This is a genomic window from Priestia sp. RMT2NF4 (assembly GCF_047872835.1).
In the GTDB taxonomy this organism is placed as follows: domain Bacteria; phylum Bacillota; class Bacilli; order Bacillales; family Bacillaceae_H; genus Priestia; species Priestia zanthoxyli.
This window is the reverse complement of record NZ_JBLQZO010000003.1, coordinates 253,567-269,476: the sequence shown is the minus strand read 5'-3', so window position 1 is coordinate 269,476 and position 15,910 is coordinate 253,567. Positions and strand designations below refer to the sequence as shown.

The 15,910-nt window shown below is 37.7% G+C and carries 15 protein-coding genes; 3 read left to right on the top strand and 12 right to left on the bottom strand.

What is annotated here, in order from left to right:
- Positions 1–40: 40 nt before the first annotated feature.
- Entirely contained in the window at positions 41–1,159 is a 1,119-nt protein-coding gene (locus ACMX9J_RS14880; RefSeq protein ID WP_416225909.1) for an AbrB family transcriptional regulator, read from the bottom strand.
- Between the two features lie 140 nt (positions 1,160–1,299).
- On the opposite strand from ACMX9J_RS14880, the gene ACMX9J_RS14875 reads away from it, so the two are divergent.
- Positions 1,300–2,172: a LysR family transcriptional regulator gene (locus ACMX9J_RS14875; RefSeq protein WP_028412128.1), complete on the top strand. Its 873-nt coding sequence runs from the start codon at positions 1,300–1,302 to the stop codon at positions 2,170–2,172.
- Between the two features lie 346 nt (positions 2,173–2,518).
- Here ACMX9J_RS14875 and ACMX9J_RS14870 read toward each other — a convergent pair whose 3' ends face one another.
- The 10 genes from ACMX9J_RS14870 to ACMX9J_RS14825 form a co-directional block, all read right to left on the bottom strand.
- Complete coding sequence (locus tag ACMX9J_RS14870; protein ID WP_028412127.1) at positions 2,519–3,487, bottom strand: tripartite tricarboxylate transporter substrate binding protein; 969 nt, start codon at positions 3,485–3,487, stop codon at positions 2,519–2,521.
- A gap of 24 nt (positions 3,488–3,511) precedes the next feature.
- Positions 3,512–4,183: a response regulator gene (locus ACMX9J_RS14865; protein ID WP_028412126.1), complete on the bottom strand. Its 672-nt coding sequence runs from the start codon at positions 4,181–4,183 to the stop codon at positions 3,512–3,514.
- A 27-nt stretch (positions 4,184–4,210) separates the two neighbouring features.
- Positions 4,211–5,800, bottom strand: coding sequence for an ATP-binding protein (locus ACMX9J_RS14860; protein WP_028412125.1), 1,590 nt, complete (start codon positions 5,798–5,800; stop codon positions 4,211–4,213).
- A gap of 153 nt (positions 5,801–5,953) precedes the next feature.
- Positions 5,954–7,258: a CitMHS family transporter gene (locus ACMX9J_RS14855; RefSeq protein WP_028412124.1), complete on the bottom strand. Its 1,305-nt coding sequence runs from the start codon at positions 7,256–7,258 to the stop codon at positions 5,954–5,956.
- Between the two features lie 327 nt (positions 7,259–7,585).
- Positions 7,586–8,149, bottom strand: coding sequence for an ImmA/IrrE family metallo-endopeptidase (locus ACMX9J_RS14850; protein WP_028412123.1), 564 nt, complete (start codon positions 8,147–8,149; stop codon positions 7,586–7,588).
- A 228-nt stretch (positions 8,150–8,377) separates the two neighbouring features.
- Complete coding sequence (locus tag ACMX9J_RS14845) at positions 8,378–8,839, bottom strand: CBO0543 family protein (protein WP_033578135.1); 462 nt, start codon at positions 8,837–8,839, stop codon at positions 8,378–8,380.
- Between the two features lie 166 nt (positions 8,840–9,005).
- The gene (locus tag ACMX9J_RS14840) at positions 9,006–9,140 is read right to left on the bottom strand and encodes a hypothetical protein (RefSeq protein ID WP_257041451.1); all 135 of its coding nucleotides are present in this window, start codon (positions 9,138–9,140) and stop codon (positions 9,006–9,008) included.
- A gap of 142 nt (positions 9,141–9,282) precedes the next feature.
- Complete coding sequence (locus ACMX9J_RS14835) at positions 9,283–9,915, bottom strand: fumarylacetoacetate hydrolase family protein (RefSeq protein ID WP_063248276.1); 633 nt, start codon at positions 9,913–9,915, stop codon at positions 9,283–9,285.
- 338 nt (positions 9,916–10,253) lie between these two features.
- Positions 10,254–11,189, bottom strand: coding sequence for a homocysteine S-methyltransferase (gene mmuM, locus ACMX9J_RS14830; protein WP_098999800.1), 936 nt, complete (start codon positions 11,187–11,189; stop codon positions 10,254–10,256).
- A gap of 134 nt (positions 11,190–11,323) precedes the next feature.
- Entirely contained in the window at positions 11,324–12,685 is a 1,362-nt protein-coding gene (locus tag ACMX9J_RS14825) for a PLP-dependent aminotransferase family protein (protein ID WP_289578727.1), read from the bottom strand.
- Positions 12,686–12,832: 147 nt separating this feature from the next.
- Here ACMX9J_RS14825 and ACMX9J_RS14820 point away from each other — a divergent pair, with 147 nt between their 5' ends.
- Both ACMX9J_RS14820 and ACMX9J_RS14815 read left to right on the top strand, forming a co-directional pair.
- On the top strand, positions 12,833–13,306 hold the full coding sequence (locus ACMX9J_RS14820; protein ID WP_047751599.1) for a GNAT family N-acetyltransferase: 474 nt from the start codon (positions 12,833–12,835) through the stop codon (positions 13,304–13,306).
- A 229-nt stretch (positions 13,307–13,535) separates the two neighbouring features.
- Positions 13,536–13,736 (top strand): YolD-like family protein, encoded by a 201-nt coding sequence (locus ACMX9J_RS14815; protein ID WP_074893948.1) that lies wholly within the window; start codon positions 13,536–13,538, stop codon positions 13,734–13,736.
- A gap of 76 nt (positions 13,737–13,812) precedes the next feature.
- Here ACMX9J_RS14815 and ACMX9J_RS14810 read toward each other — a convergent pair whose 3' ends face one another.
- Complete coding sequence (locus ACMX9J_RS14810; protein WP_033578131.1) at positions 13,813–15,741, bottom strand: LTA synthase family protein; 1,929 nt, start codon at positions 15,739–15,741, stop codon at positions 13,813–13,815.
- Positions 15,742–15,910: the final 169 nt, after the last annotated feature.

The following is a 15,910-nucleotide window of genomic DNA, read 5'->3' as shown; positions in this document are numbered from 1 at the left end:
AAAACTCTCTCTTACTCTACCTAGTGCATTCACATATTTATTATGAAACGTGTGAATGTATTCTTTTTCTTTCTCCCCACTGATGAAACATGCGAAACAGCGGAGGCAGAAGCAGCCAAATTGTTAAAATACGAAGCACTTGGACCGCTACTACTAACGTCGAATCAGCCTGCAGTACAATGGATGTAGTCGCCATTTCTGCAATGCCTCCAGGAGCAAACGCTAAAATAGACGTGATAAGCTCAATTCCAGTTATTTTGGAAACGAATAGTGCACATACAAACATGGCGGCGATTAAACCAATTGTATTAATAAGCGCCACAACCATAATTTTTTTTACTCCAATGAACATTTCCTTATGAAAGCGAGAACCAATGCTTGAAGCAATAAAAATTTGCGATAAAATCATCACAGAATGAGGCCAGTATGCTTGAAGATTATACCCCACGTACGATGAAGCAGCTGTTTGAACAATTGCAACAGTAAGCATTCCTCCTACTAACCAAGGAGCAGGAAATTTTAGTTTTTTCCCTATATAATAGCCGACTACTGCTGTAACAATTAAAACGCCTGTCCACAACAGTGATCCCCACTCAAAAACACTCGGGGTAACGGACACTGCATGCCGTCCTGTATTACTTCCCCAATAGACTACAAATAAAGGAACAGCAAGCACAACTAAAAACACGCGCATCGTTTGAATGATGCTTACAACTGCCGTATTGGCTCCTACTTCTTCAGCCATGCCTGGCATGGCGCTCATTCCACCCGGAGTCGTACCGAAAAAGCTTGTTAATAAGTCTGTGGAACTGAACTTCCATAGCAAATAACCGGATAAAAGAGAAAAAACAACGGACAGCAAAAGCATAATCGTAATGGTGGACCAGTGAGATTGAAACGTAGTCACCACAGATAAGTTAATCTTTTGACCTAATTCAATCCCTAAAATGCACTGTCCAGCGTACAGCCAATATTTTGGAATGCCTTTTTTGCTTGTTTGAGATAAAAAACGCGGCTTTCGAAAAGCTAGAATAGCAGCTAAAATGAGAGTCCCAAGCATCCAGCCAATGGATAAGCCTGTTAACGATAAAAGAAATCCTCCCGCGCTTGTTAATAGAATAAAAAATATAGATTGTAAAAAAACAACTCTTGCGTTCATACCTACTTCCTTCCTTCTACAAGGCTTTTCTTTCTTACACCGAACATTTCTCTTCTTAACTATAGTATAATTTTAGAAATAATTAAAATATCGAAATTTTATTATAAACCATTCATTTTTTTTATTCCTGGAGGGGTAGTATGGACGATCGAGATTGGCTTATTCTACAAGTATTGTACCGTGAGAAAAACATTACAAAAGCAGCCAAGGAGCTATTTATATCTCAGCCTGCGCTTACGCATAGACTGCAGCAGATGGAGAAGGAATTTCATGTTCAGATTGTAAATAGAGGGCGCCGCGGAGTTCAGTTTACACCGCAGGGAGAATATTTAGTGAAGTGCGCAGAAGAAATGCTGCTTACGGTTCAAAAAATAAAAGAAAATGTGTTAAACATGGATGATCAATTAACCGGGACTTTACGTCTAGGCGTGTCTAACTTTTTCACTGACTACAAGCTCCCTGGGCTATTGCGTTTATTTAAAGAGCGATTTCCTGATGTTGAATTCAAAGTCACAACCGGATGGAGCAGCGACATGGCTCATCTGCTTTATAAGCACGATGTTCATATTGCGTTTGTAAAAGGTGATTATAACTGGCAAGATCAAAAAGAGCTGCTTTTTAAAGAAACAATTTGCATTGCGTCTGCACAGCCTGTCGACATAAACAATCTTCCCAATCTACCTCGAATTGATTATCATCAAGATCGTTTTTTAAAAACATCCGTTGATAACTGGTGGGCTGAAAATTACTCTCAGCCTCCCCTTGTCAGCATTGAAGTAGATAAAGCAGAAACATGTAAAAAGATGGTTGTAAACGGACTGGGCTATGCGATTTTGCCGAGTATGCTGCTTGACGATGCTGCAGAGATTTACAGATACACGTTAAAAACTAAAGATCAAGTACCTTTAACGCGCAGCACATGGATGTTTTATCATGAGGACTCCTTAAAAATTAACATTGTAAAAGCTTTTATTGAGTTCATTCAAAACTTGGATTTAAAAGATGTACACTGACAGAAAAAAGTTGAGACATACCGAAATGAATCTAATTCTAAAGACGAACAAATGGGATATATGAGCGGAACTGCTTAAGACACCGCAGTTGATTTCCGTGCAAGACTTCGCTTTCCGCGGGCGGCCGGTGAGCCTCCTCGTCGCTCACGCTCCTATGGGGTCTCGCCTGTTCCGCTTTTCCCGCAGGAGTCTTCGTCTTGCTCTCCAATCAACTGCTAGAAGGAACGAAACAGATGAAACTACACTTACCACAACAAAAAAACGAACCAAGAATTAAAAACTTTAATCAATGGTTCGTTTTTCACTCCATCTAAAATCCTTTTGTCCCAACCTTTTTCTATTGTATTTATTCATCATTTGCTCCGCCCATTAAGTCAGAATACAGCTTGCTTTGCTGCTCAAGAAAGACTTTAGCACCGCTGCTATTTTTATAAAAAGAGGTTAAATCATTATCTTTAAGAAGCTGTTCCCATTCTTTTGTATGAACCATTTCATACACGGCCTTATTCCAATATGCTACCTGTTCTTTGGTCATATTAGGCGGTCCCATTAGACCTCTCCAATGGCTAAACGTTACGTCAATTCCCGCTTCTTTCCACGTCGGTATCTCTTTTAGCTCTTCTAGCCTTTTAGGAGAAGAAACGGCGAGTATCCTTACCTGCCCTTGTTCATACTGCTTTTTTACTTCTGATAATGACATGGGTGCTACATCTAGCTGATGATGAACGAGCGCATCAATTACTTTATGACTGCTGTTATAAACGAAAAACTCAAGCTTGGAAGAGTCTACGCCTGCTTTTTTATTTAGCTGCATGAACGATAAATGATCGTCGTTTCCTAATCGAGGTGATATTCCCACTTTCATACTGGATTCACTTTGATTTAACGTGCGTATGAGCTGTTTTAAATTGTATATAGGAGAGTTAACAGGAACTACGATGACCTCCCATTCAGATGTTAAAATAGCGAGCGGAGTAAAGTCTTTATAGGTTAATTGACTTTGCCCTAGCAAATTATTTGTAATCAGCAAACTGGAATTCCCGGAAACAATATTTCCTTCTTTTCTCTGTTTAATATATTTCCATCCTTCTTCACCTTGCCCACCTATTTTATTACTAACAGAAACGGGTACCTTCACAATCTTCTTTTCCGTTAGCACTTGTTGAATGGCTCTTACTGTTGCATCTGCTCCTCCGCCTTTTGCACCGGCTGCCACAATTTCAATTTTTTCCATACTAATGCGGTCTTTTTTAGAGGGAGTAGAACAGCTAACAAGCAATGCACTTATAAACACTATCATGAGCTTTTTGATCATATATACCATCCTTCAAGGCTAATGCTACGCTAAATAGTACTTGCGCTCCGGTCTTCCAATAATCCCATAATCATATTCAACGTGACATTCACCGGTTGATACTAGATACTCTAAATATCGTCTAGCTGTCGTTCTAGATACTCCCATGTGTTGCCCCATCTCTTCGATCGTAATTCCTTTGATGCTTTTTAAAATGTCTTTTGACTTTTGTAATGTGATACCATCAATACCTGAAGGAAGAGATTTATCCGCTTTTGGCTTTGTTCTGACATGTCCAAAGTACGCATCAATAAATGATTGATCAACTTCTTCATGCGTACTAAACAGTTCCTTTTTCTCTTGATACTGTTTAATAGCATTAATGAAGGATTCCATCATAACCGGCTTAATCAAATAATTAACGACGCCGTTTCTCAAACAGATTTCTACAATGTTTTTTTCTGTTGCAGCCGTTACCACGATAACGTCAACTTGTGGAAACTGGGCTCTGATTTTTGGGAGTAAATCTGTTCCCATTTCATCTGGCATATAGATGTCTAAAAGAAGTAAATCAACTTTCTTCTCCTTTAGCATTTCAAGCGTCTCTTTTGCATTCAACGCTTTGCCTACGACTTCTACACCATCTACTTCTAATAAAAATCGCTCTTGAACTTGAGCAATTCGAAAATCGTCTTCTGCAATTGCGACTCGTAACATTTCGACTCTCCCCTTACTTCTCATGATTCAGTTTTTTGGAAGGTAAACTGAAAAAATGGCTCCTCCTTCTGGCTGATTATACACTTCAATAGATCCTCCAAGTTCATCTACCATTTTCTTTATATTTGCCAGTCCGTACCCTCTGTCTGTACCTTTGGTTGAAAACCCTTTTGTGAAAATTTGATTTAGTACTTCTTCTGATATACCGGGTCCGTTATCCATCACTTCAATAATTAAATCATGACCAATATCGGTAATAAAAAACGACACTTCTTTTTTAGACCGCTGACTCACGGCTTCAAATGCATTATCAATTAAGTTCCCAATAATGATAATGAGATGAGAAATTTCAATATGTTCTGGGAGCGTATCGAGTGTACTCTCCGAATCAACCGAAAAATGAATTTTCTTTTCAGATGCTTTTCCAATCTTCCCAAGCAATATTGCTTGAACTTTGGAATCTAATATCTGATCAAATAGAATACGATTTTGCGTTTGGTGTACGGCTGATTCTTTTTGAATAAACTCCAATGCATCTTTGTACTGCCCTAACTGCAGCAAACCCGACAAAACATACAGCTTATTCGTAAACTCATGCGTTTGAGCTCGTAAATCCTCTGAATACTTTCGTACTTCTGAAATCGTATTGATTAAGCTTTTTAATTCTGTCTTATCACGAAAACTAGCGACCACTCCTACAATTCGCTGATGTTCAATAATGGGTGTTAAGTTTAAGATAAACGTTTTTTCATTCAAAAAAATTTCTTGGTCACTTCGGGCTATTCCCGTATCTAGCACTTCAATCATATTCGTATAAGGAAATACTTCAATGATATGATGATGTAAATATTCCGTCTGTAACCCCAGCATATTTTTAGCTGATGTATTCATCATCGTAATAAAGCCTTGATGATCAATAGCAATAATTCCTTCTTTTATCGAAAGTAAAATTGCATTTCGTTCACGGTACAAAGAAGCGATTTCATGGGGTTCAAGACCAAGAGTATCTTTTTTAATACTTTTAGCTAAAAAAATACCCCCGATCATACCAAGCAATAAAACAGCTAGTGAAAATAGGATAATTTGCTGAATACGCGTAATGAGCTGAGCATGAACATGAGATTTTAAAAACTCAACCGTCACCACTCCCACGACTTCCGTATACTTTCCGTGACTGATGACAATAGGCGCTTTCCCCATAATAGCAGGACCTGTGGTTCCCTCTCCGTCCAGCGTATAATATCCGCCGAATAATAGTGCTCTATCGTTAACCGCCTCTTTGTTTTTCTTTCCTATCCATTTTTGATTAGAATGAGAATAGATGATTTGCTCACGGTTTTGAACCACAATACTTGCTGCTCCGATTTGTTCCCTCACTTGCTCGGCAAGCGGCTGAATATATCGACTCGGCTGTTTTTTTTGAAAAGCAGCTTTGACTTCCGGCATAAATGATATTGATTTGGCTGCTTGAAGAGCCAGCTGCTCGGCTTGCCTTTTAGATTCTACAAACTGCATGTAAGAGAAAATACTCGCTAAAAGAACAATAACAGTTATGATTAATGCTGCGGATAAACCTACGATTTTTGTTTGCAGCGATACTTGAAACCATTTTTTCATTTCATCGCACCTTTAGCCTTTACCTTATAGTTCTATTCTTCTTTTATTTTATCAAAATTTTTTGTATATCCGCTCCTTATTCCAAAAGCTTTTTAGACAAAAAAACTTATCAATCCCAAAAGCGGAATTGATAAGTTTTTAGTTTCCTGATCTTTACAGCGTAATAACTCCTGTAATAATAGCTACTAAAAGCATCACCATAGCTGTTCCAATCGTCCACTTTAAAGTAAAGCGCTGAAATTCACCAAGCTCGACTTTTGCCATACCGACCAATAGATACGTAGAAGCAACTAAAGGACTTAGTAAGTGAACAGGTTGACCAATCAATGAAGCACGGCCAATTTCTGCAGCATCAATACCGTATGCTGAAGCTGCTTGAGCAATAATTGGTAAAATCCCATAGTAGTAAGCATCATTTGACATAAAGAATGTAAATGGCATACTTGTGATGGCAGTAATCACAGACATGTAAGGCCCTAACGCATCTGGAATTAATCCTACTAAGCTATTACCCATTGCATCTACCATTTTGGTACCTGATAAAATACCCGTGAATACGCCTGCTGCGAATACAAGAGACACAACAGCAAGTACATTACCAGCATGTGCAGTAATACGCTCTTTTTGAACTTCTAAATTTGGATAGTTAATCATGATAGCGATTGCAAATCCAATCATAAATAGAATTTGAAGCGGCATAACTGCTGTGATAAGTCCTACTAATAATAGAGCTGTTAAAGCAAAGTTTACCCATAAAAGCTTCGGACGCTTGTACTCGATTCCTTCAGCGGCTGCTGCTTCTGCAAAAGCTACTTGAGCATTTGTAACGTCTTGAATATCAATAACACCTAAGCGCTGGCGCTCTTTTTTCCCGAAATAGTAAGCCGTGAATAACAACCAAACAGCTCCGCCAATCATGGCTGGAATCAGTGGTGTAAACACCTGTGAAGCATCTAACTTCAATGCACTCATCACACGAGCAGTAGGTCCACCCCAAGGTGTTAAGTTCATAACTCCACTACCCATAATGGCGATACAGGCTAAAATCATTGGCTTCATGTTTAGCTTTTTATAAAGCGGAAGCATCGCTGAAAGCGTAATCATATATGTTGTTGTTCCGTCTCCGTCTAATGAGATAATAAGAACTAAAATAGCTGTACCAATTGTGATTTTTAGTGGATCACCTTTTACGATTTTCAAAATTCTTCCTACAACTGGATCAAACAAACCAGCATCAATCATAATCCCAAAATATAAAATAGCAAACATTAACATAACGCCTGTAGGTGCTAATTCTTTTACACCATTTAAAGCCATTTCTCCAATACCGCTTGTGAATCCCCCTATGATTGCAAACAATACTGGAATAACCATTAAAGCAATAAGCGGCGTTAATCGTTTTGTCATAATCAGAAACATAAATGTACAAACCATCAAAAACCCAAGAATAGCTAACATTATTACCCCTCCTATTTTTGAATCCGCTTTCATAACAGTGGAAGCGATTCGTTTGTATGTATGACTCGCATATGTATGCCAGTTCGTCTATACGATTACAACATCGCTTGTTCACTATTAAGTTGTACCTTAAAACTTTAAAATTTTCTGTTTTTTCTTAAAATAATCATAATTTACAGGAGGGTATAGTGTAAATAATTCGTACTATAAAAACTTTTAAAACTTTATGGGTAATTAAATCCTTTTTGTTCATTGGGAGGATAAAAGACAGGAAGAGGAAAAAGGTAGGAAAATAAAAAACGGAGAGAGAGGAACTATTCTCGTGAATTATTCAATTTGAACTCTAAGAGAATACGCTCCAGGATGAGGAGTTTTATTCCACTGAGTAAGAGATTCCTCTAAAAATGGAATCTTTTTTAACTTCTTTGTTTGGAACTTTTCTATTTTTGAATATTTTTCTAAGGCATACGTATTAGCAAACATTTCTTGCGTTCTATTTCCTTCTTTTAAAAGCGTTCCATTTGTCATACGATCCACATGATGGCCTAATTCATGCAGAATGATAAAAGCAAATTGATGAGGCTTTTTGTTTTTTGTTGTATCGATAAAGACAATGGGACATTCCGTTACTGTATATTTAATATAGTCAATTTCAAACTGAAGTTTGCGCTTCTCCTTTGGAAGGTTATCATTAAATTGGCCATAGTACACACCTAACACATCTTTTCCTTGCACCTTTACACTGCCTAAGCAGTACACACCTTTTAGCCCATCCCAGTCTTTTTCGTCTGTTACATTAGCAATTTCGTGCAGGGCCGCTTTTTGCTTCGCACTCATGACTCCATGAAACGTTACGCCATGAATTTGGATTTTTTCACTACGCTTAAACATCTTCTTCCCTCCTTTACTAAATTCCTTCTACAACATATTATTTAGCATTAAGTATATTCATTCACAATACATGGTTAAAAACATGAAGTTAATGTCAAGATTCCCGTTTTGATGTTTTTTAACCCTGCTTATATGCTGCCTCGTTTATTTTCTATTTTTACTATATTACATATGTAGCCATTAATAAAATATCATTTTTTTATGATTTATCATTACTTTTTTTTATTTCTATTTTTGCTTATCGATAACCTGGAGCCTGCGTATCATTTTTAAATTTAAAGCCATTGCTATATAAAGAAAAGGATAGCAAAAAAACGAGTATAGCGTCTTCCATTCGTTATAATAAAACACTTCTGTTTGGGCAGAAATGTATTCAAACAGTGTTGTAAGAATTACCCACACTGTAATGTATAAAGCTTTTTTAGCCAAACTCTTGCTCCCAGGATAAAAATTTAAAAATACACTATTCGTCGCAGGATAAATAAAAATAAAGACTAAAAGATATTCAAAATCTACTCCTGTTTTAAAAAAGCCATAAAGATTATATTTAACATCAAGATATATATCTGCTACCGATCCTAAAAACATAACAAACAAAGAAGTTGTGTACATTTCTATCCAGCTGATACGTTTTGGCATGACTAGTACACTCAAAATAGAAATCACCGTTGTAAAGATTAAGAGCACCATGCTGAGGACCTCGTTTTCTAAAGGAGATAGAAACAGCTTTCCCATTGGATATTAAATTCATTCTGAAAGCTAAAAAATTAAGACTTCATAAAAAAAGAGATGGAGACATAGCGAAGTCAAGCCAATCTAAATACGAACAAATGAGATAAATAAGGCGAACCGCCTGTTACACCTGTGTTGATTTCCGTGCAAGACTTCGCTTTCCGCGGGCGGCCGGTGAGCCTCCTCGTCGCTTCCGCTCCTGCGGGGTCTCACCTGTTCCGCTTTTCCCGCAGGAGTCTTCGTCTCGCCCTCCAATCAACCTCTAGAAACAACGAAATACGTGAATCCTACATTCACCATCACAATAAAAAATCCGAACGGGTTGGATTCTCTATCAAGAATCTCGATTCACCGTTCGGATCTTCCTTCAACTAAACTACCTTTGTTTTAAGCTCTTTTTATTAACGAAGGGAAACGATGCAAGAACCAAGCTCTTGCTGCCCCCATTTAAGTGAAAGATGATCCTGATGTGAAAGCGGACCTACTCCTTCAGGTGTACCTGTAAAAATAAGATCTCCTTTATCAAGACCAAAATGTTTTCCTGTAAAATCAATAATCGTTTGTAAGTCAAAAATCAAATCTTTGATATTTCCCAGCTGAACGCGTTCAATGTTTTTCACTAACGAAAAGTCTTTCTGCTTAGATGCTTCTACTCCTTCAAACGGAATAAAGTTTCCCACGACCGCTGAATGTTTAAATCCTTTTGCAAGCAGCCAAGGGTGCTTTTTTTGTTTTAATTCGCTCTGCACATCCCGAAGCGTCAAATCTAATCCAATCGTCATCTCGTCAACAAGTTCATCCACTGTTATGCCTTCTTTGTAAAGTTGTCCAATATGAAGAATCAGTTCGGTTTCAAAGTGCACCTCTCCTTGGTCGCGAGGAAGAGTGATTGATTGTCCAGCTGCTTCAACAAGAGCGTGAGTAGGTTTGGAAAATAAAAAAGGTGATGTTGGAATATCATTATGTAATTCTTTTGCATGCAGTGCGTAGTTTCGGCCCACACAATAAATATTTTTAATATCTTTCACTTTCATCATCCCTTCTTTCGTTCAAATAAAGATTTTTCAACTTGTATTCTTTTATTTTACAAGAAAAAAGAAATTGAGACATAACAAAATGAATTCAATCTAAAGATGGAAAAAGGGAATAAATGAGCTGGACTGCTTATGACACCTCTGTGGATTTCCGTGCAAGGCTCCGCTTTCCGCGAGAGTCTTCGCCTTGCCCTCCAGCCAGCAGCTAGAAGGAACTGCGCACACGAAACCTACGTTCACCATGACCATAAAAAAACACGAACTATCTATTTTTGATAGATCGTTCGTGTTTAAGGTTAGCGAAACAGCTTTTCTCACATTCTCTTTCTTTCAATCCGTTATTTTCTAGCCCATTTTGTAATGCCTTTGATATCATCTGGAGTTGTGCGACAGCACCCTCCGATTAACTGAGCACCTGCTTCATACCAGCTGTGAGCGCTGCAGCCATACGTTTCGCCTGCAGATGTCCCGTTCCATGTTTTAGATTCAGCATCATAATGCTCTCCTGAATTTGGATACACAATGACTGGCTTATCCGTTTGAGATTTAATTTCTTTAATAAGTGAAGAAATATATTGAGGCGGCGTACAGTTAACTCCAATAGCTGCTACTTGCTTATAGGAATCCAGATAGCGTGCACACTCCGAGATTAATGTTCCGCTGCTAATGTGCAGGTCATCTTTTGCGCTGAACGTAATCCATGCGTACGCTCCTTCAAATTCTTCTAGCAGCCTCGCAATGGCTCTTGCTTCCATTAGATTAGGAATGGTTTCACAAGCTAACACATCTGCTCCTGCTTCAATTAATGCTTTCATACGAGGACGATGAAATTCCATTAACTCTTCTTCTGTTACGTCATACTGTCCAGTATATTCCGACCCGTTTGCTAAAAATGCTCCGTAAGGACCTACCGAAGCGGCGACAATTGGTTTTGGGCGATTAAGACAATTCTCTTCTTTCTGCCAAAATTCATCTCTTGCTTCAGCCGCAATTTTTACAGATGCTTGAATTAACTCGCGCGCCTCTGCTTCACTTAAACCACGTTTTGCAAAACCTTCAAACGTGCTTTGATAGCTTGCAGTAATTGCACAGTCAGCTCCTGCTGCAAAGTAATCTTGATGCACTCTCTTAATCAATTCCGGCTGCTCCATAAGCACTTTTGCAGACCATAAGCTGTCGTTCAAATCACAGCCATATCTCTCCAGTTCAGTTGCCATTGCACCATCTAGTACAATCACAGGAAATGTATGTAAAATTTGTTGGATAGGATTCATTGTTTGATCTAGGGTTGTCCACTAGCAGTTAGCTTCGATTACCCTATCCTCCTTTCAGATAATTTAAAATATATGCAAAAAAGTCTAAAGGACTAGGCAGCTTTTGTCAAGAAATCGAAGAAATGAGGAGAGGCTTATAACCAAGCATTTTTCAACCTCCTTATTCCTTCTTCTATTTCTTCTCTCTCCAAACTTCCAAAACCTAATAATAGATGAGTCTTTTGTTGAGGTGATTCCGTAAGCCAATAACGAGAAGTGCCGTAGACAGAGACATCTTGCTTTTGAGCTGCGTTAATTAACTGCTGTTCGTTCATATCGTTGTGCACGCGGACAAGGATATGCAAACCTGCATATTCTCCTGACACCGTGATGTTTTTGTTAAACTCCTTCTGTAAAGCTGCTAAAAGAGTACCGTGTTTGAGTTGATAAGCAGTTCTCACTCTTCTTAAATGCTTACTCCACTCTCCGTTTTTCATCATCAGTCCGAGCGTCCACTGATGAAGGGCTGGAACAGCTTGCTCGTATAAAGAGAAACGTTCATGATATTCCTTTAGAAGCACTTCCGGTAATACAAGGTAGCTGATTCTTAAAGAAGGCATAAAAGATTTTGAAAATGTCCCTGTATAAATGACGCGCCCTTTAGTATCCAAGCTTTGCAATGAAGGAATGGGACTTCCTTTATAACGAAATTCTCCGTCATAATCATCTTCAATAACAAATCCACTGCAGTCATTCGCCCATGTAAGAAGCTCTATTCTTCTTGAAACAGGCATGATCATTCCGTATGGAAACTGATGAGATGGTGTGACATAAACAGCGCGTGCTTGGCTATCATAAAGCTCTTGGATGTTTATGCCTCTGTTATTAAGTGACACAGGTTTTAAGGAGAATCCATGCTGTTTAAATACAAAGCTAGCCCCGTCATAGCAAGGATTTTCAAAGGCAATATCTCTGATGCTTGGCTTTAACAGCTGCGCTAGCAAACTGAGTGATTGCTGAGTACCTGTTCCGATAATAATTTGATGTTTCGAACAAACCACTCCTCTTGACTGATAAAGGTACGTCGCAATTTCTTCTCGCAGTGATTCTTCTCCTTGAGTTTCTTGGTACGTGAACAGCGCTTCTTTATAAGTTTGAAGACTTTCATTGTATCGTTTTTTCCACTCATTCAAGGGAAACAAACGGCTATCAACTTTTCCATACCGAAAATCATAGGTACACGACTTTGTTTCTGAGTGAGGTTGTAAAAATATAGTCGGCTTTCTATCTGTTTGCAGTAAATCAAACTGTGTATTCGTTACGTACAGTCCACTTTTGGGCTTGCTTTCTACATATCCTTCAGCTAAAAGCTGCTGATAGGCCATATCTACAGTATTTCGACTTACGTTTAAGTAATCAGCAAGAGACCGGATAGAAGGCAGTTTGTCATTTACTTTCACCCTGCCGGATACAATTTCTTTTTTTATATATTCATATAGCTGGTGATATAAAGGCATATCATTCCTTCGGTTTAATAAAGGTGTGAACTTCACGCTAGCTCCTTTCATCTGTCCCTATCTTATTTTTTAAATCTGGCTCTTTTAGAGGGGATACATTTCTTTTACTATAAGTGTAGATCATCTAATTAAAAAGGAGAAGATTTAATGACTACTACTATTACAATTCGTCAAGCTAATGCTGCTGACATGGAAGCACTTATTTCATTAATGAACGAATACATTGTTGATTTTTACAAGCGCCCTCAGCCTGCCAAAAAACAGCTGAGAAATTTAATTGATCACTTGTTTCAACGTCCCGATACTGGCGTTCAGTTTATCGCGACTCAAAATGACGAGGCAGTAGGTTTTTCAACGCTTTATTTTACATTTAGCACCACGCGTGTAAAGCCTGTAGCGATTTTAAATGACTTGTACGTTACTGAAAAAGCAAGAGGTCAAAAAATTGGGGAAAAGTTATTTTCGATTAGTCACCAGTATACAAAAGAACATCAGTATGCAGCCATGTCTTGGGAAACGGCTTACGATAATACAAGAGCTCAAACGCTTTACAGAAAAATGGGAGGAAATGTAACGAACGGTGAATGGATTCACTACGACATTTCAAACGACATCTTATAATATTTTTCCATCCATAAAGTTTTAACACGTTCTTAACACTCCTTTCATAAATGTGTTTTATGATGAATACGACAAATAAATCAGTTTCTGTATGTATTTGTCACATTCTCTGTTAAAGTTTTCACAAAGTGTTCAAACTTTCAGTGAAAACGCTTTCTATTTTTGTGTATAATAAAAATATGCAAATGAAAATGAATGTTACAGCTCGTTAATCATACACATTTTAAATATGGAAGGAGTTTTGAAAATGATTTTAAAAGCATTAAGAAAAAACGGGGCCGTTACAATTAACTATTATAAAAACGGTTTGCTTCAAACGTTTAAAGGAAAAGTACAGCGCCTAGATTTAACAGACCAAACGCTTTCATTAAAAGATGAACAGCAAAATACTTTCTCTATTCGCTTATCGGGAATTAAAGAAATTTATTGATGAATAGTTTACAGTAAAAAAGAACATGATGCTCATTCTGCTTTGCAGAAGTCATCATGTTCTTTTGATTTTAGCTTTATTTAGCTGATGTTTCTGTTTCTTCTTTCCCGTACATATATTTCGAAGGGTCGACTGTTTGGAAATCCTTCAGCTTGTGGAAACGAAGTAAGTCTCCATAAAGCACTTGATCAGATAACTCCAGTTCTTTCGCTACCTTCTGTTTATAAGCTTTCATTTGATTATTTTCTTTAAGCGCTTGGCCTGTCTTAGAATCATAATACGTTCCATCCACTAGTGTATATTTCGGAGATACGTAGTTGCCATTGCGGAACGCTACTACATCATCATGACCTTTAGAAAATAAATCTGTACCAAATTGGATAAACTCTTTGCTGTCAATCCCTACTAAATGAAGAAGAGTTGGCACAACATCAATTTCTCCACCGTACGTATGATTAACTCCGCCTTTTACTCCAGGAACGTGAATGAATAGAGGTACACGCTGCAGCTGAGCATTTTCATAAGGTGTAATTTCTTTTCCCATTACTTTTTCCATTGCCGCATTATGATTTTCAGAAATACCGTAGTGATCTCCATAAATCATAATCACAGAATTATCATAAAGCCCAGAAGCTTTCAGTTCTTGGAAGAAAGATTGCAATGATTCGTCTAAATAACGAGCCGTTTGGAAATAGCGGTCAACTGTCGCATCGCCCGTGTTAGCTGGCTGTATGCTTGCCTCATTGTTTCCAAGTAAAAATGGAAAATGGTTTGTTAACGTAATTAAATGCGCATAAAACGGCTGTGGTAAAGACTGCAGCATTGGAACAGATTCTTTAAAGAACGGTTTGTCTTTTAAGCCATAATTAATTTTATTTTCACCCGTCATATTGTAATAACTTGCATCAAAAAACTTATCCACACCGAACTGCTTGTAAATTTCGTTACGGTTCCAAAACGTCTTATAGTCTCCGTGCAGTACAGCGCTCGTATAGCCAGCTTTTTGATCTAAAATAGCTGGTGCTGCCTGATACGTATTGCTTCCTTTTAGTACAAAGGCAGAACCTTGAGGAAGGCCGTATAGAGAGTTGTCCATCATCAGCTCAGCATCTGATGTTTTTCCTTGTCCTGTTTGATGAAAGAAGTTATCAAAATACGTAAAGTCATTTCCATGGGCCAACGAATTTAAAAACGGTGTCACTTCCTGGCCATTTAATTTGTAATCAATTAAAAAAGACTGAAATGATTCCAAATGAATTTTAATAATATTTTTCCCTTTAGCTTTTCCGAAGTAAACGGAATTAGGCTCCGCATAGTGACTGTTTTTAAAATTAACGACGTTCGTTAAGTCATTGCTGCTTGCAAAAGCTCGCTGTTTAGAGTTTTGAGCAGTCTGAACACCGTCATACATCGTATAATTATAGGCGCCTAAATACTTTACTAGATAATTGCGGTCAAAAGTTCGAGATAGAAGCTGCGGGCGATCAATTTCTGCTAATGTTAAGTTGACAGAAAAAACCATGAATCCTAAAGAAAGAATGGTTACAGCATTCTTAACCGATACTTTTTCATTATGCCAGTCAATTTTTTTACTAAAAAAGAAGAAAAGATAAATAATAAAATCAACAAAATAAAAAACATCATGTGCTTTTAATAAATCCATAATGCTTCCGCCCATACTTCCTGCATTACTTGTCTGCAACAGTGTGGGAAGAGTTACAAAATCGTTAAAAAAACGATAATAGAGAATGTTGCTGTACAACAGCAGCGTCATGATGAAACTGCCTGCAAGAATCCAAGCTCCTGCTTTCTTTCCTTTAAAAAATAAGCCGATTCCTAAAAAAATCAGCACTGAACTTACAGGGTTTATAAACAGCAGCATTTGCTGCATTACGCCGCTTACGCCTAAGTTAAATTCAGTTTTATAAGCCACATACGACTTTATCCACATTAAAACAGCGGCTAATATGAAATAGTGCAGCGGCTTAGAAACGATTCGCTTCATTTTGATTTTCCTTTCTCGATTAGTTTATGAGTAGATTCACAAAGAACATATAGAAAACCTTTATCATTATACTCATAGAAAATGAAAATTAAATGAAATCCTAGCCTTCACAACTATAGATAGATTCTTTAAATTCATCTACTAGTTTACCTAATACCCACAAATAAAT

What these genes read in the sequence shown, in the direction of transcription:
- ACMX9J_RS14860 (WP_028412125.1), bottom strand. Translation starts at nt 5,800, where the DNA reads ATGAAAAAATGGTTTCAAGTATCGCTGCAAACAAAAATCGTAGGTTTA.
- ACMX9J_RS14810 (WP_033578131.1), bottom strand. Translation starts at nt 15,741, where the DNA reads ATGAAGCGAATCGTTTCTAAGCCGCTGCACTATTTCATATTAGCCGCT.
- ACMX9J_RS14875 (WP_028412128.1), top strand. Translation starts at nt 1,300, where the DNA reads ATGGACGATCGAGATTGGCTTATTCTACAAGTATTGTACCGTGAGAAA.
- ACMX9J_RS14855 (WP_028412124.1), bottom strand. Translation starts at nt 7,258, where the DNA reads ATGTTAGCTATTCTTGGGTTTTTGATGGTTTGTACATTTATGTTTCTG.
- ACMX9J_RS14880 (WP_416225909.1), bottom strand. Translation starts at nt 1,159, where the DNA reads ATGAACGCAAGAGTTGTTTTTTTACAATCTATATTTTTTATTCTATTA.
- ACMX9J_RS14820 (WP_047751599.1), top strand. Translation starts at nt 12,833, where the DNA reads ATGACTACTACTATTACAATTCGTCAAGCTAATGCTGCTGACATGGAA.
- ACMX9J_RS14845 (WP_033578135.1), bottom strand. Translation starts at nt 8,839, where the DNA reads ATGGTGCTCTTAATCTTTACAACGGTGATTTCTATTTTGAGTGTACTA.
- mmuM (WP_098999800.1), bottom strand. Translation starts at nt 11,189, where the DNA reads ATGAATCCTATCCAACAAATTTTACATACATTTCCTGTGATTGTACTA.
- ACMX9J_RS14865 (WP_028412126.1), bottom strand. Translation starts at nt 4,183, where the DNA reads ATGTTACGAGTCGCAATTGCAGAAGACGATTTTCGAATTGCTCAAGTT.
- ACMX9J_RS14835 (WP_063248276.1), bottom strand. Translation starts at nt 9,915, where the DNA reads ATGAAAGTGAAAGATATTAAAAATATTTATTGTGTGGGCCGAAACTAC.
- ACMX9J_RS14870 (WP_028412127.1), bottom strand. Translation starts at nt 3,487, where the DNA reads ATGATCAAAAAGCTCATGATAGTGTTTATAAGTGCATTGCTTGTTAGC.
- ACMX9J_RS14850 (WP_028412123.1), bottom strand. Translation starts at nt 8,149, where the DNA reads ATGTTTAAGCGTAGTGAAAAAATCCAAATTCATGGCGTAACGTTTCAT.
- ACMX9J_RS14815 (WP_074893948.1), top strand. Translation starts at nt 13,536, where the DNA reads ATGGAAGGAGTTTTGAAAATGATTTTAAAAGCATTAAGAAAAAACGGG.
- ACMX9J_RS14825 (WP_289578727.1), bottom strand. Translation starts at nt 12,685, where the DNA reads ATGCCTTTATATCACCAGCTATATGAATATATAAAAAAAGAAATTGTA.